Here is a 19,797-nt window from a genome sequence, read left to right as displayed (position 1 = left end):
GACCATGCCGGCCTGCCACTGGCCGAGGTTCTCGCTCGGGTTGTTGACGTTGGCGTCGAGGTGTTCGCCGGCGAGCTGGACTGCCGCCTCGCCACCGCTCTTGAACGGGATGTAATTGATGGTCGCGCCGGTTGCCTCGTTGATCATCGAGGTCAGGATCTGGTCAACGTCCTTCGACTGGCTTCCGCCGATCTTCAGACCGCCTTCCTTGGCCTTGGCGGCAAAATCGGCAGCCGTAGCGTAAGGCGCCTTGCCGTTGACCCAGAGAACGAATTCGTCGGAGGCGAGCGCTGCAACCGGGGTCAGGTCTTCAGCCTTGTAAGGCACCTTGGCGCGAACCGGCAGAAGGTAGGCGTTGTTGGTACCGAATGCGAGCTTGTAGGCGTCGCCCTTGTTGGTCGCCGCGTACACGAAGCCTTCGGCGCCGCCGGCGCTGCCCTTGTTGGTGACGACGACTGGCGCCTTCATCAGTTCGTACTTGCCGATGATCGCCTGGATCGTGCGGGCGAAGATGTCCGTGCCGCCGCCGGGGCCAGCCGTGACGATGAACTCAACCGGACGGTCGGGCTCGAAAGCCGATGCCGGAGCGGCAACGCCGAATGCGGCTGCCATGATGCATGCGAGTGAAACGGATTTCTTCATATCTAGTCCTCCCGTTGGGTGAAATGCGGCGCAAGACCTCCTCCTGCGCCGGTAGTGCTTGAAAGCGTGGGAATTCAGGCAGCAGCCGAGAGCGCCGCCTTCTTCTTCGCCATGCGCACGGCAAGGAGCAGCGCCTCGCGGGTCGCGTTGACATCGGCGATGCCCTTGCCGGCAATGTCGTAGGCCGTGCCGTGCGCAGGGGTGCAAAGCGGGAAAGGCAGGCCACCCATCATCGTCACGCCCTTGTCGAAGCCGATGAGCTTCATGGCGATCTGACCCTGATCGTGGTACATGGTCAGGACGGCATTGTAGCCTTCCTTCAAAGCCCGGCCGAAGACCGTGTCAGCGGGGAACGGGCCGTCGACGTTGAAGCCGAGCGCCCTGGCCTTCTCGACCGCCGGCTCGATGATGTCGATCTCTTCCATGCCGAAGCTGCCGCCGTCGCCGGCATGCGGGTTGAGACCGGCAACCGCGATCTTAGCCTCGCCATAACCAGCCTCCTTGAGGCAGGCCTGCGTCAGTTCGAGCTCGGCGATGATGCCATCGATCGAGAGGTTGTCAGCGACTTCCTTGATCGGAATGTGGGAGGTGACGCGGGCGTTCCAGACCTTCTCGAGAACGTTGAATTCCCGGATCTTGCCTGTGAACCCAAGCACGTCCGACACGAAACGGATCTCGTCGTCGTAGCCCGGATAGGCAAAGCGCATTGCCTTCTTGTTGAAGGGCGTAAAGCACACGGCCTCGGCCTTGCCGGCATGCGCCAGTTCCAGAGCGGTGCGGAAGTTACGCGTGGCGAACGTGCCGCCTGCGAGCGTTGCCTCGCCGCGATCGACATCGGCCGGATCAAGGTGACCGAGATCGACGAAAACGTGGCGATCCACACCCGCCTTGTCGAGGTCCTCCAGGGTGGACGCCTGCAGATCGAGCGTCACGCCGGCAATCCTTGCACCCTCATCCAGAATTCGGCGATCGCCGATCGTGATGATGTGGGCAGCTTCGCGGATATCGGAGAGCGCGAGCAACCGCGCGGTGAGTTCCGGACTGATACCGGCAGGATCGCCCATGGCAAGCGCGATGACAGGACGCGCGCCGTTAGCGGCAGCACCGTTGGTCGTCATGTGAGATGTCCTCCACTTCATGCTTCTCGGCCGCTGTCATACGTTATTCAAAATTCTGCATCAAGTCTTTTGTATTCTGTATGCAGCATTTTCTGTTGACGATGACGAGCCCTGCCGCCATGCTTCAATCAGGCAGTGCTGATTCAATCGGCACGCAAGGGGAACGGACGGCCGACGCGCGGCCGCCAAGCGCAGAAGCGAAATGATGAACGAAATCACACCATTGGAGAGACGCGCTGACGGCGGCCCCGGCCCGATCAGGCGGACGGCCTTGCACGACACCCTCGTCAGCCACCTGCGCGACATGATCATCGAAGGTGATCTGTCGCCCGGCACGCGCCTGCATGAAGGCCAGCTCGGCGAGCAACTCGGCGTCTCGCGGACCCCCTTGCGCGAAGCGATCAAGTATCTGGCGAGCGAAGGCCTGGTGGAACTGGTTCCGAGCCGTGGCGCTGTCGTGAAGCGCTTCAGCGCCAAGGACGTGCACGATATGCTGACGGTGTTGCGCACGCTCGAAGAGCTTGCCGGCAAACTGGCCTGCGACACCGCCACTGATGCGGGCATCGCCGAGGTGCGGGCGCTGCATGACGAAATGGTACGCCGCTACAAGGCCGGCGAGCGCCTGCAATACTACAAGCTGAACCAGCAGATCCATTCAGCCATCGTGCTGCTTGCGGAAAACGCGCCACTCGCGGATATGCACAGCATGCTGCAAACGCGGCTGAAGCGCATTCGCTTCATCGGCCACGAGGGGCCGGAAAAATGGTCGGCATCCGTCGCCGAACACGACGAGATGATCGTCGCGCTCGAAGCACGCGACAAGGCCAGACTGTCCGAGGTGCTCTGCCGCCACTTGACGAATGCGTGGGAACGGGTGCGCGCATCCGTCTAGCCGGGCTCACCGCGGCCGCCCACCTTTAATCCAACTGCACACTGCGCGCTCCCGGTTCATAAGATCGTGCCGGCGAGCACCGTCACGCTTAATGAAGACCGCCAACACCCAGCAGGCGCTCGATGGCATCGGGGTCGTCCGAAAGCGCTTGCGGCGTACCGCTCCAGGCGATCCGGCCACGCTCGAGAACAATGACCTGATCGGCAAAGTCCAGCGCACTCTGGATGCGCTGCTCGACCAGAACGATCGTCATGTCGCCGGTTCGCGCAAGCTCGGCAAAGGCCTTCATCAGTTCCTCGCAAATGACTGGCGCCAATCCTTCGAGCGGCTCGTCGAGAAGCAGAACCGAGGGGCGCCCGAGGATCGAGCGCGCCGTCGACAGCATCTGCTGCTCGCCGCCGGACAGCTGGCTGCCGAGGTTGCGCCGGCGCTCGAAGAGCCGGGGAAACATGTCGTAGGCCTCCTGCAGAGCCGCCTTCGGCCGGTCTTTCAGACCGACGAACAGGTTTTCCTCGACCGTCAGCGTCGGAAACACACAACGCGCCTGCGGCACGAAGCCGAGGCCCTTGCGGGCGCGCGAGGCGCTCGGCAAGGCGGTAACATCCGTATCGCCCATGTGGATTTGACCGCCATAGCGTTTCGTCTGCCCGGCAAGCGTCGCCAAAAGCGTGGTCTTGCCCATGCCGTTGCGGCCGAGAACGGCAAGACGCGCGCCGGCCGGAACCGAGAACGAGATGTCTTCGAGCACCCGTGTCGGGCCGTAACCGGCCGACAGGTTCTGCACCTCAAGCGGCGTGGCTGGCATTGGCATAGCTCCCCAGATAGGCTTCGCGCACCCGTGGATCCCGGGTAACGTCGGACGGCGAACCGTCGAAGATGATGGCGCCGGCAGCCAGAACAACAACGCGCTTGGCAAAACGGAAGACCAGATCCATGTCGTGCTCGATCATCAGCACGGCGAGATCGGCCGGCAGGTCCGCAAGCGCCTGCTCGATGCGCCCGGTGTCGCTCTGCGGCACGCCGGCCGCGGGTTCGTCGAGCAGCAACACCTTGGGCTTCAAGGCCAGAGCCACGGCGATTTCCAGTAGGCGCTGTTGGCCATAGGCGATCTCGCTGACCTTTCTGTGCATCAACTCACGAAGCCCGAGCTTGCCCAGCAGTTGGCCGACCTCGTCCATCACGTCGGGCATGGCAAGGAAGTTGCCGAACAGGCGACCGGAGCGGCCGTCGCGCTGGAGCACGGCAAGCGCAACGTGCTCGGCAGGCGTCATATCGAGAAACAGCCGCGTCACCTGGAATGAACGGACGAGCCCTCGCCGCACCCGGCCGATCGCGTCGATGCCGGTGACGGTCTCGCCGCCGAGGCGCACCTCGCCGGAATCGGGCGCGAGGTTGCCGGTCACCAGGTTGACGAAGGTCGTCTTGCCGGCACCGTTCGGACCGATGAGTGCGACGCGATCGCCGGGCGCCATGCTGAGGCTGACATCGTTGGTAACCGCAAGCCCGCCAAAGGCGCGCTTCAAGTTGCGGACTTCGAAGATCGGCTGCATCATTTTGCCTCCCGCCGGCGGGACAGGAAGTCCGCAGCCGTTCCGTAAAGCCCCTTCGGCGCGAAGAGGACGACAGCGATCAAGAGCGCGCCGACCATGGTCAGCCAGTGGAACGGATTGGCGGCAGAAACCACGTCCTCGAAAAACATGAACACGATGGTTCCGGTCAGCGCGCCGAAGAGTGAACCGGTGCCGCCGAGTACCAGCATGACAAGGCTTTCGGCCGACATGGTGAAGGACAGGCTGTCGAGGCCGACCACCTGGGTCGAGATCGCGTTCAGCGCCCCGCCGACGCCAGCGACCGCGCCAGAAATGACGTACATCTTCATCAGCGCCGCCTTGGGCGATGCCCCCATCGAGCGGATGCGGATCGGGTCTTCCTTGATCGCCCGGCACAGCATGCCGAACGGCGAGCGCACGATCAGCCGCAGCACGAAGAAGACCAGCACCAGAAGCACGACGCCGAAGACGTAAGCCGTGCGTCCCCACAGGTCGAATTCATAAAGACCAAGCAAAGCGCTCGGGGCAATGCCGGACAGGCCGTCGCTGCCGCCGGTCCACGACGACGCCTTGTTGGCGAACTCGTGGAACAGGTGGATGAGCGCGATGGACAGCACCAGTTGCGGCAGGCCGTGGGCCCGCAGGATGACGGCGCCGCAGAGGAGGCCGGCAACGGCACCGGCGGCAATGCCGAAGGCAAGCATGGCGATCGGGTCGTTGATGCCGTAATGCGCCGAGACGATCCCCGCGGCATAGGCGCCGGCGCCGAACAGCGCGGCGTGCCCCAGTGTCGCCACCCCGCAATAGCCGGTGACGAGATCGAGCGAGAACACCAGAAGTGCGATCGCGATAATGCGCGTGAGCAGCGCCAGATTGTTGGGAAACAGGAAATAGCCGACGATGGCGAGCGCCACGATGACGCCAAGGCCGATCAGGTCGCTGGCACCGAAGCGGCGCCTGACCGGTGTCTGTCCGATCATCTCGTTGGTGGTGGTCATGCTCATCCCTTGGTCCTCCCGGCAAGTCCGCGCGGGAACACGCAGATGATCGCGATGACGGCCAGATAGAAGAAGAATTCGCCGAATTCCGGCATCAGGTAGCGGCCGGTCGTGTCGATGCCGCCAAGCAGCAGACAGGCGGCAAGCGCGCCGGGGATCGAGCCGGCACCGCCGACGGATACGACGACCAGGAATGTCACCATGTAGCGCAGCGCATAATAGGGCTCGACCGGCAGAAGCTCGGCACCGACAACCCCGCCAAAGGCGGCAAGGCCGACCGCGACGGCAAAGCTCACGGCATAAACGATCTGCGTGCGCACGCCGAGGGCGGCCGCCATCGCGGCATTATCGACGGAAGCGCGCAGCTTGACGCCAAAGGCCGTCCTTTCGATCGCGTACCAGAGGGCAAGCGCCACGGCGAGGCCGCACAGGATCGCAAACAGCCGGTGGGTGGCGATGGCGCGGAAGCCGAGATCGACGGAGCCCTGCAGTTGTGCCGGCAGCGGCACGGTCTTCAGCGTCGGGCCGAAGACATAATTGGCTATGCCGATGATGCAGAAGGTGATGCCGATCGTCATCAGCACCTGGGTGAGCTCCGGCGCGCCATAGATCCGGCGATAAAGCAGGCGCTCGATCGGAATGGCGATCAGGATCGTGCCGAAAACGGCCAGCAGGATGGCGAAACCATAGGCGAGCCCCAGATCGCGCGCCGCATAGGAGGCGATATAGCCGCCGATCATGGCAAAGGCGCCATGGGCGAGATTGACGACGCGCATCAATCCCATGGTCACGGAAAGCCCGATGGAAATGACGAAGAGCACCATGCCGTAGGCAAGGGCATCGATCGCGATACTGAGGACTGTCTGCATGGGATTATCCGATGCCTTTCGTTATCACTCGCGAAGTGACGGGCGGGCGAAATCGCCCCTCTCCGACACACCACGGATAGAATGGATCGCCCCCGCTTCAGCCAAAGCCGGAAGCGATCCGACGCTTTTTGTCGAGCACGTCCGGTTACGGCACGCCGCGCACCACTCGGGGATGCGCACCCTACCCGGTGCCTGCGCAAACCGCTTGCAGCCATTCGGAGAAATGCAATGGGCATCCGTTTCACGCGAGCGACGGCGTCGTCGGTCCGTTGGCTGCAACGCGGGCGGCCGCACAGCCGCCCGCGTTTGCCGTAGCCTCTACTTCAGCGCTGCGAGACCGGGGTCGCCCTGCTTCTCGAAGGTCTGAACCTCCTTGTTGTAGTAGGTGCCGTCATCCGCCTTGGTCACTTCCCGAAGATAGATGTTCTGCGTGATGTGGCGCGATTCGGGGTCGATGGCGACAGGCCCCCGCGGGCTCGTCCAGGCGAGACCCTTGACGGCGTCGACTGCCTTTTGCGCGTCCTGCTCGCCGCCGGTCGCCTCGATCATCTTGTAGATGACATGCATGCCGTCATAGGCGCCGACCGAAGGGAAGGAGAGTTCGGCCGGATTGCCGATCGCTTTCGACGCAGCCTCGACGAAAGCCTTGTTTTCTGGCGAATCGTGCGAAACGGCGTAGTGGAAGGTCGTCTGGATCCCGAGGGCCGCTTCGCCGAGGGCGGGCAGGTCGGATTCCTGCGTCAGGTCTCCCGGCGCGAAGAACTTGATGCCGCCGCTCTTCAGGCCGTTTTCGTTATAGGCCTTGACGAAGCCGAGCGTGGTCGGACCTGACGGCAGGAACGCAAAGACGCCTTCGGCGCCCGAATCCTTGATGCGCTGCATGATCGGCGAGAAATCATTGGTGGCGAGCGGCATGCGGATGGCCTCGACGACCTGGCCGCCAACCGCCTCAAACCCTGCCTTGAAGGCGTTTTCGGCGTCGACACCCGGACCGTAGTCGCTGACGACGGAGATAACCTTGGACACACCGGCGTCCTTCGCCACCTTGGCGATCGGCGTCGAGGTCTGCCAGGTGGTGAACGATGTGCGCACCACCAGCGGGCTCTTGGTCACGATCGCCGACGTCGCCGCGTTCATGATGACCAGAGGCACATTGGCCTGCTCCAGCAATGGCGTGACGGCCATGGCGTCCGGCGTGAAGTAGAAGCCGGCCAGATACTGCACGCCTTCCTTCACCACCAGCTCCTGCGCCAGCGCCTTGGACTGCGCCGGATCGGCCTGCGGCACGTCGCGGTAGATGATCTCGATATCGTCGTCGCCGACCTTGCTGCCGTTCACCGCCATATAGGCGTCGATGCCGGCCTTGAAATTCTTGCCCTGCAGCGCGAAGGGCCCCGAAAAAGGCCCGACGACACCGATCTTGATCGTGTCGGCATAGGCAGCGCCACTCATTGCCAGCGCCGCGAGCGCGGCCAGTACAGTCCGTTTCATGTTTCCTCCCTGTGGCACCGTCCACTCCCGTTGCGGCACCGTCTTCGCAAAGCAATTCGATTTTGATGTCTGTCAGTTTGCCATGCGAAACGGTGATGTAAAAATGAATTATGGGGCAGAAACCATAATCTGCCGGTTATGTCTCTCGATGACCTTGCCTCACCGAAAGCCGGGGCGCCTGAAAAACGCGAGGCGGTCCATGTCAGTCTAATGCCGCCACCGGACACTGTGCGGTCGCGGTCATTCAGCCTCCACGTTCCTCCATTTCGTCAGCCATTCCAGGAAGATCCCCGCCATGCCGAACTCGACCGGCTTGGAGATTTCGTATGCGCCAACGGTGGGCACCACCGCAGCCGAAAGCGCAATGAGTTGTCCCGATCGCAGCTCCGGTTCAATGAAGAGCGGGCTTGCCTGCCCTACGCCAAGGCCTGAAATGCACGCGTCGATCGATGCCTCGTCCGTATCGAAGGCCATGCTTCCGCCGCGTGGCTCGAACGCGAGGCCCGCAGCGTTGCACCAGCACCTCCAGGACCATGCATCTGCCGTGTCCAGCAGGATGGGTAAATCGAGGATATCGCTCGCCTCCAGCTGGCTCCGGTTGCCACTTATCAGCTTTGGCGAACACACAGCCATTGTCCTGTCCAGCAGGAACGTCGATGACACCTCCGCGGCGTCGGCACTTCGTTTGTAGGTAATCGTCAAATCGGGTCTTTCGACCGCACCCAGCGCGAGGGACTGAATAACGAGGTCGGCCGCCGGATTTTCCTGCCGAAACGAACCGATGCGCGGTATGAGCCACCGCCTCGCCAGGGTAATCGGAGCCTGGATGACGATCCGCGAGCGCTCCGTGTTCAAGCCGCGTGTGCCTGTTTCGAGAATGGCGAGCGCCGCGTTCACATAGGTCAAGTAGCGTTGCCCGGCATCCGTCAGCGTGATGGCGTTGTGCGACCGGTGGAAGAGGCTCACCCCCAGCGCATCCTCCAACTGCTTCACCTGCCTGCTGATGGCGCCGGGCGTGAGATGCATTTCCGCAGCCGCCAAAGTCAGGCTTCCATGCCTGCTTGCCGTTGAAAACGCCACGAGCGTGTTCAACGGCGGGTTCTTGATGCTTTCAGCGTGCGAATTTGTCATGCGGGCTTGAGAAACTTTCGATTGCTTTAAAGTGGACTATTAATATCAACAATCCAGAAAATGAAGCACTATAAAGACCAGGGACCGCAATCCCGGAGCCCCATTGGTCCGAGAGCGCTTCGCGACAATGAGAATTGCTCATGCCCGGCAGATCAAGGCATGAGCGGCAACCGACGATGGAGACAACAATGCCCTTCGCCCGCCTGAGCCGCACTGCTACCGGCCATGCCTTTGCCGCCATCCTCGCGCTGGGTACGTTCAGCCTGCCGGCTCACGCGCAGTCGCCATCGACGCTCAATGTCATTGATGACCGCGGAGTGGTTGTCAACGTGCCCACGGACGCAAAGCGCCTGGCCTCGGTGTCGTACTTTGCTGCCGACGTCGCGCTGGCGCTCGGAATAAAGCCGATCGCGACAACCTATATGGTCGAGGGGCGCAATCCCGATTTCCTGGGAGGCTATCTGGATGGGGTCAAGCAGATCGGCCAACGTGCGACCCCGAACCTGGAGCTTCTCGCCGAGGCAAAGCCTGACATCACCGTCGCCATCCGCCGCTACACCGAAGGCAATGCGGTACAGTATCAGAAAGTCGCGCCGTATCTGGCCTACAACCTCGAACTCTATGCCGACAGCGATCGTACGATCGGTCAGTTGGCGACCATCCTCGGCAAACCGGAGCGCGGTCAGGAACTGAACAAACAATTCAAGGCAGACCTAGAAGCCTACGCGGCGAAAGCGCCGAAGGATGTGCATCCGCGTTTCGTCGTCATGTGGGGCGGCGAGACGCCGTGGGTCTTCCGGTCGGAAAACATGACGGCCGCCATTCTCGTGGCGCTCGGAGGAGACAACATCGGCGGCCAGAATCCGACACCGTCGGTGCCTGAAAACTGGGGGCTGGAAATGAGCCTCGAAACGATGCTGGAGAAGGATCCGGAAGTTATCTTCGTCTACGACTATGGTCCGGACCGCCCGCAGGAGAACAACCCGATCTGGCAACAGCTGAGCGCCGTCAAGAACGGCCGGGTCCACTATGTCGGCGACCATTGGGTTGAAGCGCATGGACCGATCGCGCGTGAGATCGTCCTGAAGGAAGCGGCGCACCTGCTTCACCCCGATACGTTCCCGGCCGTCGACGTAAAGGCCGAGGCGCGCAAACTGATACCGGAATCGGTCAAGTAGCACGAATTTTCCGGCCCGAAGGGCCGGGCCAATGCGGACCACCGAAGTGTCAGACAGCATCCCTACCTTTGACGAAGCGCGGCGCATCGCCGAGTTGGCGTTACCGCTTTCATTCATCCAAATCGCTCAGGTGGCGATTTCGACGACGGACATGGTCATGCTCGGTTGGTTCGGCGGCACCGCGATTGCGGTCGGCGCGCTCGGCTATACCTTGTTCAACCTGTTGAGAACCATGGGTTTCGGGATGATCATCGGAACATCCAACCTGGTGGCGCAAGACCAGGGCGACAAGGTCGGCGGCAATCATCTTGCCGCCGCCTTGATCATGTCGTCGATCACGGCCGTTGTGGCGGCCGCGATACTCGCCCTGGCAGGATCCACGCTGGAGTGGTTCGGGCAGGACGGGGACATTTCCGTGCAAGTCCGCGACTATCTGATTTTCATGGCGCCCGGCTACCTCCCGCTGTTCTGGTTCGACGCTTACCGCGGTGTCGTGGTGGGACAGCGCAAGACCAGCGTCCTGCTCGCCATCACGTTGGGAACCGTCGTCGTCAATGCCTTCCTCGACTATGGCTTCCTGTTTGGCGCTTTCGGCCTGCCGATCCTTGGCATCCCCGGTGTTGCTGCCTCCAGCTCGATTTCATTTCTCCTGCAATTTGCCGCAGTTGCAGTCGTGACACATCGAACGACGCGGTTTGCGCCGGTGAAATCCCTAAACGAGGTTCTCGTATCTTTGCGCAGACTGCTCGCGATCGGCTTGCCGACCGCCGGCTCCTACGGGTCCGAAGCCGGCTTCACGCTTTCGATCGCATTGATGATGGGCGCCTTCGGCGCCTCCGCGCTGGCAGCGCACGCGGTGGTCAACCAGGTCATGTATGTGGTCTTCATGCTCTCGATCGGGATGTCGCATGCGACGTCGGTGGGCGTCAGCGAGGCGCTCGGCAGCAAGGACTGGAACGGAACCCTGCGCGTCGGGCGCAGCGGCTTCTGCCTGGGCCTTGTCGTCGTCGGCATCTTCTCGGTGCTGTTCTGCCTGTTTCCCGCGCCGATCCTGCGACTGTTCTCACTCGATCAAGCCACATCCGTACAAGCCTACAACATGGCGCTCACGCTCCTGATGATAGCAGCGATTATCCAGGTGTTCGATTTCGTCCAGAACATTGGTGTGGGTGCAGTGCGCAGCGTAGGACGGGCCGGCCATGGTTTTTGGATAACGATTGTCTGCTATTGGGCCTTCGGGTTGCCGCTGGCCTGGCTGCTCGGGTCCCAGACGCCACTCGGTGCCTTTGGCGTCTGGATCGGAATGGGGGCGGGACTGGTCGCTGCCGGCATCGGCATGGTGCTTCTTTTCGAGCGCACGGCCGCCAAACTTGAATTTGCGCGGTCAATCTCATGAAACGGCACTCCCGCTCGCTTTCCATGCTTGTCTTTATCCTCGCCGGTACGCTCTTGGTTTTTGTGGCCGGATTGCTCTTCGGAGCGAAGCCCATGTCGCTTTCGAAGGCTGTCGGTGCGCTTCTGACGCCCAATCAGGGAACGGACGGCATTATCGTCTGGACACTTCGAATGCCTCGCAGTCTGGCGGCATTCCTCGCTGGCGCAGCATTGGCCACCGCGGGCTTCCTGCTCCAGTCGATCACCAGAAATCCGCTGGCAGCGCCCGACCTGACGGGTGTGTCGGCCGGGGCGGTAACGGCTATCGTCATCACCTTCATTTTCTTCCCGGCCGTATCGTCCGTCTACTATCCGCCGATTGGCATGGCGGGCGGTATCGGCGCAGCAGCGCTGACGCTTTTTGCATCGAATGGCGGGCGCGGTTCGCCGCTGCATCTGGCGCTTTCCGGCGTTACGGTGGCATTGTTCCTGAGCGCCATCACGACTTACGTCCTGTTGCTCGCAGGGCCGCAGTCACCATCCGTGCTGTTCTGGCTTTCCGGCGGATTTCAGGGCCGCTCCTGGCCACAGGTCGTCTACATGCTTCCCTGGATTGTCGTCGGCCTCTTCGGTGCGCTTGTCAGCCAGCGGGTCATTGGCCTGTTCGGCCTTGGCGATGAAGCGGCGGCCGGCATGGGCGTCAACACGGCCATCTGGAAACCGGTCATCCTCATCTGCGCAATTATCCTGGTCGCGGGCGTAACGCCCGTGGCCGGGCCGATCGCATTCATCGGCCTTGCTGCCCCTCACCTCGTTCGCCTTCTGCGCCCCGCAGACACGCTCTGGGCGATCCTTCTCAGCATCGCACTCGGGGGAGCCCTGCTGGTGACAGCCGATGCATTGGCACGGTCCGTCGCGGCTCCGCGCGAAATTCCGGTGAGCATCTTCACGGCGTTGATCGGTGGCCCGGTGTTCATCTACCTGATCCAGCGGCGCGGCCTCCGAATGACAGCGGGGACACGCCCATGATCGAAGGACGCGCCATCAACGCCACGCCGACAAGGGGGATGCTTGCGCTCCTGCTTCTGGCGATGAGCCTGGTCGTCGTCGCGGTGGTGCTCGGCGTCGTTGATGTGCCGACGAGCGAGGTGATCGCGACGTTGACCGGCAACGGATCGGAACAATCAGACCTGATCATTCTGACAATCCGCCTGCCACGGATCCTCACGGGAATACTGGCCGGCATTCATTTCGCGGTCGCCGGCGCACTACTGCAGTCCATCACCCGAAATCCGCTCGCCGATCCAACCATCCTCGGCATATCGCAAGGGGCCACGCTGGCGGTCACCGTATTCCTGTTCTTTGCCGTCTATCGCTTCAATTCGGATGCCAACGCGCTTTATACACTGCCCGTTTCCTGGCTGCCGCTGGTCGGCTGCGTCGGCGGGCTGATGAGCGGCCTGGTGATCTACTGTCTTGCCATCTCCAAACGGATGGCCGCACTGCAACTGACGCTGTGCGGCATTGCCATTGGCGCGTTCCTCCATGCCATCGCCATGGGCATCGTGGTCGGCTGGGGCAGCTCGCGTTTCGAGATTGTCATGCAGTGGCTTTCGGGCAGCCTCTATGCGCGGGGCTGGGAACACGTGCTTTTCCTGCTTCCATTCACTGTGGTCGGCCTTGCCGTTCTACCCGTGCTCTATCGGCCGGTGTTGATGCTGCGTTTTGATGAGGATGTCGCGCGGTCCTTCGGTCTTTCATATCGGCTCCACTTCAGCCTGGCGCTTTGTGTTGCCTCGATCCTGGCTGCCAGCGCCGTGGGTGCTGTGGGGCCGCTCATCTTCGTCGGCCTCGTCGTGCCGCACCTGGCACGCTTCGTCGCCGGCAAGCATTTTGCACTGGTCATTCCGTTTGCCGCGCTGATCGGAGCAGCGCTCGTGACCGGCGCCGACCTGGTGGGCCGATTGGTCGGCGGGCCCGAAGAAATCCCGATTGGGGTGGTTACCGCCTTTGCGGGCGCGCCGTTCCTCATTTTCCTGCTCCGCCGATATCGATGAGGCCGCTATGCCGTTGAGAGCCGACGAGATTACGATCAACTACGGGGCGATGACCGCGCTTGACGCATTGTCGATCGAGGTACGCCCGGGAGAGATAACGTCGCTGATAGGTCCAAACGGATCCGGGAAGAGTACGGCACTGCATGCCCTGGCCGGTCTTGCGCGCTGTACGAGCGGTACGGTCAGCCTCGATGCAAGGCCGATCGAAACCTGGCGGCGGCGGGACCTTGCCAAGCGCCTCTCCTTCCTGCCGCAGAACCCGACATCTCCCGAAAACATGTCCGTCGAGCAACTCGTTCGGCAGGGGCGCTTTGCGCATCTCGGCCTGTTCCAGAGCTTTTCGCGCAAGGATCTCGCGGTCGTCGACTGGGCGCTTGAGCAAACGGGCCTCGTCGCGCTCGCGGACCGTGATCTCGCCAACCTTTCCGGAGGGGAACGCCAGCGCGCCTGGATCGCGGCCGCGTTGGCGCAGGAGGCGGAAATCCTCCTGCTGGACGAACCGACATCGTTCCTCGATATCGGTCATCAGGTCGAGGTCCTTGAGCTGCTCAAGCGGCTGAGCACAGAACGAGGTATTGCTGTCGTGCTTGCAATCCACGACCTCAATCATGCGATGGCCGTCGCCGACAACGTTCTATTGCTCTGCAAAGGCAAGTTCGTTTTCGAAGGCCGCAGCCACGAGCTGGCGAGCACCAACTACCTTCAGACAACGTTTGAGGTTCAGGGCAGTTTCGAAGCTGCCGCCTCGGGCGAGCCCTACTTCCGCGTACCGCTCGGCAGCGTGCCGTCGCAGGATCCGCGATCGGCGGCGGCTTTCACCGCACCAGCACATAACTGAAGCACTGCTCCGGCAGCCGCCACCCTCGCGGATCGATGTCCGCCAACACATTGCTCGACAGTAGCGTTCGCCCTGGAATCGATTGTCTCCTTGGTGCAGCGCCGCCGGTGCGCGCCGGGTCGGCTGGTCCCTTCAGGTTCGTGTCAGGTTATCGTGGCCTCCTGGGCTGCGACTGGCTCCAGCATGTCCTGTGTTGAGGTCCGTCACGCATCGGATCAATCGGGTTGCAATCGATGGCTGATAAGGCACCGCACCTCCACTTGCGCACCAATCGCAAGGATGAAGTCTTTGCTCGAGAGGACCAACAGGTCGGCGATTTTGCGTTCAACGCGACCGTGGCCGATGTGTTCGACGACATGGTTGGCCGCTCTGTCCCCTACTATGAAGAGATGCAGCGGATGGTCTGCGAGCTCGCGCTCGACTTCGCGCAACCGCACACGAACCTGTATGATATTGGCTGCTCGACGGCCACGACCCTCCTCAGTCTGGACGGCGTCATCAGGCCGGACGTTCGGTTCGTCGGCATCGACAATGCGCCGGACATGCTGGACAAGGCCCGGCAAAAGATCGAAGCAGCAGGTGCCAGACGCAAGATCGAACTGATGGCGGCCGATCTCCACCAGGGCGTGGACATGGAAAACGCGAGCGTTGTCACCATGCTGCTGACGCTCCAGTTCATTCGCCCCCTTTATCGCGAGCGGGTCATGCGCATGATGCATCGGGCCCTGAACGATAGAGGCTGTCTGTTGCTGGTCGAGAAGCTGACAGGCGAAGACACGACCTTCAATCGGCTCTTTATCCAGCACTATTACGATTTCAAGCGGCGCAACGGTTACTCCGAGATCGAGATATCCAAGAAGCGCGAGGCTCTGGAAAACGTGCTGATCCCCTATCGTCTGGAGGAAAACCTGCAACTGTTGCGCGAAGTCGGCTTCCGGAGCGTCGAAGTCTTTTTCCGTTGGTACAATTTCTGCGGAATTGTCGCGGTAAAGTAGAGCATCGAGATGAAGACGATGATGTTAACGCTTGGAAACTTCTTCTTCCGATATCGAAATCAAGTCTTTCCTGCGGTCATTGTCGCGCTTTTCTGCCTGGCTGCACCGCCGCTCGAGCTTTGGGGTAGCCCCACGGCAGCGTTGTTCAAGGACGTCGTTGCGGTCCTCGTTGTTTTCAGCGGCTTGGCATTGCGCATGGTCGTGGTGGGTTATGCCTATATCAAGCGAGGGGGCTTGAATAAGCGGGTCTACGCCAAGGATCTGGTGACCGAAGGCATGTTCGGTGTCTGTCGAAACCCACTCTATGTCGGCAACATGCTTGTCTATTCGGGCATATTCCTGCTGCACGGCGATCCGCTGGTCATCGCCATCGGTATTTGCCTGTTTACCTTCATGTATCAGTGCATTGTCCATGCCGAGGAGGCGTTCCTGGAAGACAAGTTTGGGGATGCCTACCGCGCCTACTGTCGGGACGTACCGCGTTGGACGCTGCGGCTTGGAAATTTTGAGCGCGCTACCGAGGGGATGACGTTCAACGTCAAGCGTGTCATCGCGAAGGACTATTCGACCGTCTCATCGGCCCTGATTGCCGTCCTTGGAACCGAAATGTATCGCTTCGCCAGCGCCGATGACCTTGAGCACCAGCTTTCCTATCTGCTCTTCCTTGCCGCACTCATGGCGCTCGTCGGCCTGGCAACCGCGTTGATCAGCCACCTCAAGAAACGCGGTGTCTTCCGTGAGCCGAAGACGTCGTTCTAGCCGCGTTGGCTCGCCCTGTTGAAAACGAGCATTGCTGCGACCCCGGGCAAAGCATCGGCGATCCGCCTCTCCCCCTTCAGGTTCATGTCAGAAATCCCACGCAAAGGATGCACTGCCTAGCACGCGGCGTCTGCTGTCGCGTTGCATCGAACTTGCCAGCCATGGGGTTTAGCTTTGCACGACAAACCATCGACGTGGACCGTCATTCAACGCTTTCGGCCAAGGGTCGGTAGCATTCAGTTGAGCGCATTGACCGCACTTTACCTCGTGGTGTTCACCAATCAGACCTTCTGGGGGAAGATAAACCTCTATCTCGCGGCATACCCCCTCGCCGTCGCTACCCTCTATCTGGCAATCAGCTGCCTGTTTTTTGGCCTGGTGACGATGTTCTCGGTGAAGTACCTCACCAAGCCATTTTTCATAGTGCTGGTTGTGGTCGCAGGCGTCTCTTCGTGGTTCACCGACCGGTTCGGCGTTGTGATCGACAGCGACATGGTCCGCAACGCGTTTGAAACCACGCCCGCGGAAGCCGGACATCTGCTGACGCCGGCATTTGCCTGGCATCTGGCTCTCTACGTGCTGTTGCCCGTCGTGGCGATCATCTGGGTGCGGATCGTTCATCACCCCTTCGGTCACAAGCTGATGCGCAATAGCGTCGCCATAACCGTCAGTTTCCTGGTCTTCGGCATCGCCGGTTTCTCGCATTCCAAGACATTCGTGACGGCGATCCGCCAGCACAAGGACCTGGTGAAGACACTGAACCCGATCACGCCGCTATCCGGGACGATGAAGTACCTCATGCAAACCGGCGCAGAGCAGGAAATCGTTGTCGCACCTCTCGGCACCGACGCAACAGTTCGCCCGGCGATCGACGGTATCAGAAAGCCGCGCGTCACGGTGATCGTTGCCGGCGAAACCGCGCGCGCCGCCAATTTCGCGCTCGGCGGTTATGGTCGAGACACCAATCCGGAACTTGCCCGGAGGGACATCGTTTACTTCGCTCATACGACCAGCTGCGGCACTGCGACGGCGACGTCGATCCCATGCATGTTCTCGAACCTCACGCGGTCGAGTTATTCCCATCGAAAGTCCCTCGAAAACGAAAACCTTGTCGACGTTCTTTCCCATGCCGGCATCCAGGTGGAGTGGTGGGACAACAACACCGGCAGCAAGGGCGTTGCGGATCGGATCCGCTACGTCGACCTTGCCACGTCGACGGATCCGCGCTTCTGCCGGCTCGGCGAATGCCAGGATGCCATTTTCTTCGACAAGCTCGACGCCTGGCTCGACAACGTCGACAAGGATAGCGTGCTGGTCCTTCACCAATTGGGCAGCCACGGGCCGACTTACTATCTTCGATATCCAGAGGACTATCGACGCTTCACGCCCGATTGCCGCACGGCGGAGCTCGGGGACTGCCTCGATAGCGAGATCCTCAATGCCTACGACAATACGATCCTTTATACCGACCACGTCCTTTCTGTGATCATCGACAAGCTCGCGGCCCATTCACAAAAGCTCGCAGGCGCCATGCTCTATATGTCCGACCACGGAGAATCGCTTGGCGAGAATGGACTGTACCTGCATGGTACGCCCTATCTCTTCGCGCCGGACACGCAGACGCATGTCCCGTTCCTGACCTGGATGGATCCGGATTTTGCGGCGTCCTTCGGTGTTGACCGCGCCTGCCTGACACAACGTGCACGGGCGGATGCCTACTCCCATGACAATCTCTTTCACAGCGTGCTCGGCATGATGAATGTCTCCACGTCGGTCTACGATCCACAACTCGACGTGTTTGCGGCCTGCAAGCGAACCGAGGCTTCTTCGGCAACCAGACCGATCGAAAAACGGTCGACTTGACATGTCTCTTCGGGCGACAATAGCCATGGGTCGTTTGATGTCTGGTGATGGTGTGCGCGTTCTGCTTGTGGAAGACGATCAGGTTCTGGGGGAGGCGCTGCGCGACCACATCGCCGCCGCGGGACACGCTGTCGACTGGTTTACCGGCGTCGTCGATGCCATGGCGGCGACGGAGACAGTCGAGTACGGGCTGATCCTTCTCGACCTTCGATTGCCTGATGGAGACGGTCTGTCGCTGCTGCGCCACCTGCGCGGGCGACAGGATGCGACGCCGGTGATCATCCTGACGGCACATGATCAGGTTTCCGATCGGATCGAGGGGCTCAACAGCGGCGCGGACGACTATCTCGTCAAGCCCTTCGACCTGGACGAATTGACGGCGCGAATGCTGGCCGTGTCGAGGCGCTACGCGGGAAAACCAACGTCAACCATTCGCCTGCCCGGCATCGAAATCGACCAGATCAATCGAAACGTCGTCGTCGACAACGAGATCCAGCTCCTGAGCGCCCGTGAATGGGCGGTGCTGGACAAGCTCGCGGCACGGCCAGGAGCGATCGTATCCAAGGCGCAGCTGCACGAGGAACTCTATGCCTTCGGCGCCGAAATAGAGAGCAACACGGTCGAGGTCTATATCAGCCGGCTCCGAAAGAAGATCGGGCACGATCGCATCGAGACAATCCGGGGCGTCGGCTACTGCATCAAGTGAGTGACCATGTTTCAGACGCCAAGCATGACCCGCAAGCTCGTCGTGGCGATCACCAGCGTCGTCGCAGCCTTCTGGCTCGTCGCCATGGGTTTCGGCGTGCTGATCATGCAGGACGAGTTTTCCGAGATTTTTGACAGTGGAATTCAGGAAACGGCAGAACGCCTGCTACCGATCGTGAATGACGATCTGGCGGGAAGGCAAGCAGGAAACGCCCCCCGGGGCGTGGCGGAAAAGGCCGCCACCAACCGCGAATATCTGACCTACCAGGTTCGGGGGCGGGACGGTCAGATCCTGTTGAAATCAAGGGACGCGCCTTCCGAACCGTTTCCCATCGCACTTGCCGTCGGCTTCTCGCAGACCGACACACACCGGCTCTACACGGCCGGCACAGCGGACGGCTCACTCTACATCCAGGTTGCGGATGGGCTCGACCACAGGCGCGAGGCTGCAATCGAAGGAGGCATGGCCCTCTTCTTCCCGATCCTGGCCCTCATTCCCGCAAGCATCATTGCCATCATCCTCGTTGTCCGGATGACGTTGTCGCCGATCGAAGGGTTGCGCAACGATATCGGCACCAAGGACGGCGGCAACATGATCCCGGTCGATGAGGCCGGGCTCCCGGTTGAACTTCGCCCGATCGCCCGCTCCGTCAACCTGTTGCTGGAGCGGCTCCGATCAGCGCTCGAAGCGGAGCGGGAGTTCACCGCCAACAGCGCCCACGAATTGCGCACACCGATCGCCGGCGCGCTGGCCCAGACCCAGCGTCTGCTCGCCGAGGTGCCACCGTCGCTGGCGGCACGCGCCGGACAGATCGAGCGCTCGCTTCAACACCTCGCCCGGCTGGCGGAAAAGCTGCTGCAGATGTCGCGCGCCGAGGCCGGCATCGGTATTTCGGATGAGAAGACAAACCTCTTCCCGATCCTGGACGTTGTGATCGAAGACATCAGGCGATCGGCGTTGGGCGCGGGGCGCATCGTCCTTCATGCACAGGGCGATGCACGCGTCGAACGGCAAGTCCGCCCAGATGCATTCGCGATCGTCGTGCGAAACCTGCTCGAGAACGCGTTGGTCCACAGTCCCGCGCGAAGCATCGTCGATGTCTACTTCGACAGTGAGGGCCTGCGGATCGTCAATGAAAGCGCCGTTCTGGATCAGGCGACGTTGGCAAGCCTGACGAAGCGTTTTACCCGAGGGCCGACGCAAGCGGCCGGCTCCGGACTTGGACTTTCGATCGTCAAGCGCTTCGTCGAGCAGATGAACGGCAATCTGGCGCTTCACTCCCCGGCAACCGGCAGGCCTGGCGGCTTTGAGGCCGCCGTGCGCTTCTAGCGATTGG

At 61.5% G+C, this 19,797-nt stretch carries 19 protein-coding genes; 11 read left to right on the top strand and 8 right to left on the bottom strand.

Annotated features, from left to right (window positions below):
- Both RTP54_RS23510 and RTP54_RS23505 read right to left on the bottom strand, forming a co-directional pair.
- On the bottom strand, positions 1–642 hold a 642-nt coding region (locus tag RTP54_RS23510), incomplete at its 3' end, for a tripartite tricarboxylate transporter substrate-binding protein (RefSeq protein ID WP_312365984.1).
- A gap of 74 nt (positions 643–716) precedes the next feature.
- Positions 717–1,760 (bottom strand): 4-hydroxythreonine-4-phosphate dehydrogenase PdxA, encoded by a 1,044-nt coding sequence (locus tag RTP54_RS23505; RefSeq protein WP_312365983.1) that lies wholly within the window; start codon positions 1,758–1,760, stop codon positions 717–719.
- Positions 1,761–1,965: 205 nt separating this feature from the next.
- Between RTP54_RS23505 and RTP54_RS23500 the strand changes: the two genes are divergently transcribed.
- Positions 1,966–2,652 (top strand): GntR family transcriptional regulator, encoded by a 687-nt coding sequence (locus tag RTP54_RS23500; RefSeq protein WP_312365982.1) that lies wholly within the window; start codon positions 1,966–1,968, stop codon positions 2,650–2,652.
- A gap of 88 nt (positions 2,653–2,740) precedes the next feature.
- Here the strand turns inward: RTP54_RS23500 and RTP54_RS23495 are convergent, their stop codons facing one another.
- The 6 genes from RTP54_RS23495 to RTP54_RS23470 form a co-directional block, all read right to left on the bottom strand.
- Positions 2,741–3,457 (bottom strand): ABC transporter ATP-binding protein, encoded by a 717-nt coding sequence (locus RTP54_RS23495; RefSeq protein ID WP_312365981.1) that lies wholly within the window; start codon positions 3,455–3,457, stop codon positions 2,741–2,743.
- Positions 3,438–4,202: an ABC transporter ATP-binding protein gene (locus RTP54_RS23490; protein ID WP_312365992.1), complete on the bottom strand. Its 765-nt coding sequence runs from the start codon at positions 4,200–4,202 to the stop codon at positions 3,438–3,440. The genes RTP54_RS23495 and RTP54_RS23490 overlap by 20 nt, the downstream gene beginning before the upstream one ends.
- Complete coding sequence (locus RTP54_RS23485; RefSeq protein ID WP_312365991.1) at positions 4,202–5,200, bottom strand: branched-chain amino acid ABC transporter permease; 999 nt, start codon at positions 5,198–5,200, stop codon at positions 4,202–4,204. Before RTP54_RS23485 ends, RTP54_RS23490 begins: the two co-directional genes overlap by 1 nt.
- Before the next feature lie 2 nt (positions 5,201–5,202).
- Complete coding sequence (locus tag RTP54_RS23480) at positions 5,203–6,069, bottom strand: branched-chain amino acid ABC transporter permease (RefSeq protein ID WP_112811308.1); 867 nt, start codon at positions 6,067–6,069, stop codon at positions 5,203–5,205.
- A gap of 318 nt (positions 6,070–6,387) precedes the next feature.
- Complete coding sequence (locus RTP54_RS23475; protein WP_112818615.1) at positions 6,388–7,560, bottom strand: ABC transporter substrate-binding protein; 1,173 nt, start codon at positions 7,558–7,560, stop codon at positions 6,388–6,390.
- 240 nt (positions 7,561–7,800) lie between these two features.
- Complete coding sequence (locus RTP54_RS23470; RefSeq protein WP_312365980.1) at positions 7,801–8,652, bottom strand: LysR family transcriptional regulator; 852 nt, start codon at positions 8,650–8,652, stop codon at positions 7,801–7,803.
- 227 nt (positions 8,653–8,879) lie between these two features.
- Here RTP54_RS23470 and RTP54_RS23465 point away from each other — a divergent pair, with 227 nt between their 5' ends.
- From RTP54_RS23465 to RTP54_RS23420, 10 genes are all read left to right on the top strand, one after another.
- Complete coding sequence (locus RTP54_RS23465) at positions 8,880–9,869, top strand: ABC transporter substrate-binding protein (protein ID WP_312365979.1); 990 nt, start codon at positions 8,880–8,882, stop codon at positions 9,867–9,869.
- A 31-nt stretch (positions 9,870–9,900) separates the two neighbouring features.
- Positions 9,901–11,265, top strand: coding sequence for an MATE family efflux transporter (locus RTP54_RS23460; RefSeq protein WP_312365978.1), 1,365 nt, complete (start codon positions 9,901–9,903; stop codon positions 11,263–11,265).
- Complete coding sequence (locus RTP54_RS23455) at positions 11,262–12,272, top strand: iron ABC transporter permease (protein WP_312365977.1); 1,011 nt, start codon at positions 11,262–11,264, stop codon at positions 12,270–12,272. Before RTP54_RS23460 ends, RTP54_RS23455 begins: the two co-directional genes overlap by 4 nt.
- Positions 12,269–13,300 carry an iron ABC transporter permease gene (locus RTP54_RS23450; RefSeq protein WP_312365976.1) on the top strand — a complete coding sequence of 344 codons (1,032 nt, stop codon included), beginning with the start codon at positions 12,269–12,271 and terminating at the stop codon, positions 13,298–13,300. The genes RTP54_RS23455 and RTP54_RS23450 overlap by 4 nt, the downstream gene beginning before the upstream one ends.
- 7 nt (positions 13,301–13,307) lie before the next feature.
- A complete protein-coding gene (locus tag RTP54_RS23445; RefSeq protein ID WP_312365975.1) occupies positions 13,308–14,138 on the top strand; it encodes an ABC transporter ATP-binding protein in 831 nt (276 codons plus the stop codon).
- A 233-nt stretch (positions 14,139–14,371) separates the two neighbouring features.
- Positions 14,372–15,133 carry a carboxy-S-adenosyl-L-methionine synthase CmoA gene (gene cmoA / locus RTP54_RS23440; protein ID WP_312365974.1) on the top strand — a complete coding sequence of 254 codons (762 nt, stop codon included), beginning with the start codon at positions 14,372–14,374 and terminating at the stop codon, positions 15,131–15,133.
- Between the two features lie 9 nt (positions 15,134–15,142).
- Positions 15,143–15,892 carry an isoprenylcysteine carboxylmethyltransferase family protein gene (locus RTP54_RS23435; protein ID WP_312365973.1) on the top strand — a complete coding sequence of 250 codons (750 nt, stop codon included), beginning with the start codon at positions 15,143–15,145 and terminating at the stop codon, positions 15,890–15,892.
- 174 nt (positions 15,893–16,066) lie between these two features.
- Complete coding sequence (locus RTP54_RS23430) at positions 16,067–17,755, top strand: phosphoethanolamine--lipid A transferase (protein ID WP_312365972.1); 1,689 nt, start codon at positions 16,067–16,069, stop codon at positions 17,753–17,755.
- A gap of 52 nt (positions 17,756–17,807) precedes the next feature.
- Complete coding sequence (locus RTP54_RS23425) at positions 17,808–18,461, top strand: response regulator transcription factor (protein ID WP_112811334.1); 654 nt, start codon at positions 17,808–17,810, stop codon at positions 18,459–18,461.
- Between the two features lie 6 nt (positions 18,462–18,467).
- Positions 18,468–19,790, top strand: a complete 1,323-nt coding sequence (locus RTP54_RS23420; RefSeq protein ID WP_312365971.1) for a histidine kinase dimerization/phospho-acceptor domain-containing protein — start codon at positions 18,468–18,470, stop codon at positions 19,788–19,790.
- Positions 19,791–19,797 lie beyond the last annotated feature (7 nt).

The organism is Ensifer sp. (genome assembly GCF_031989085.1).
Lineage (GTDB): Bacteria > Pseudomonadota > Alphaproteobacteria > Rhizobiales > Rhizobiaceae > Ensifer.
This window is presented reverse-complemented; position numbering and strand designations above follow the sequence as displayed.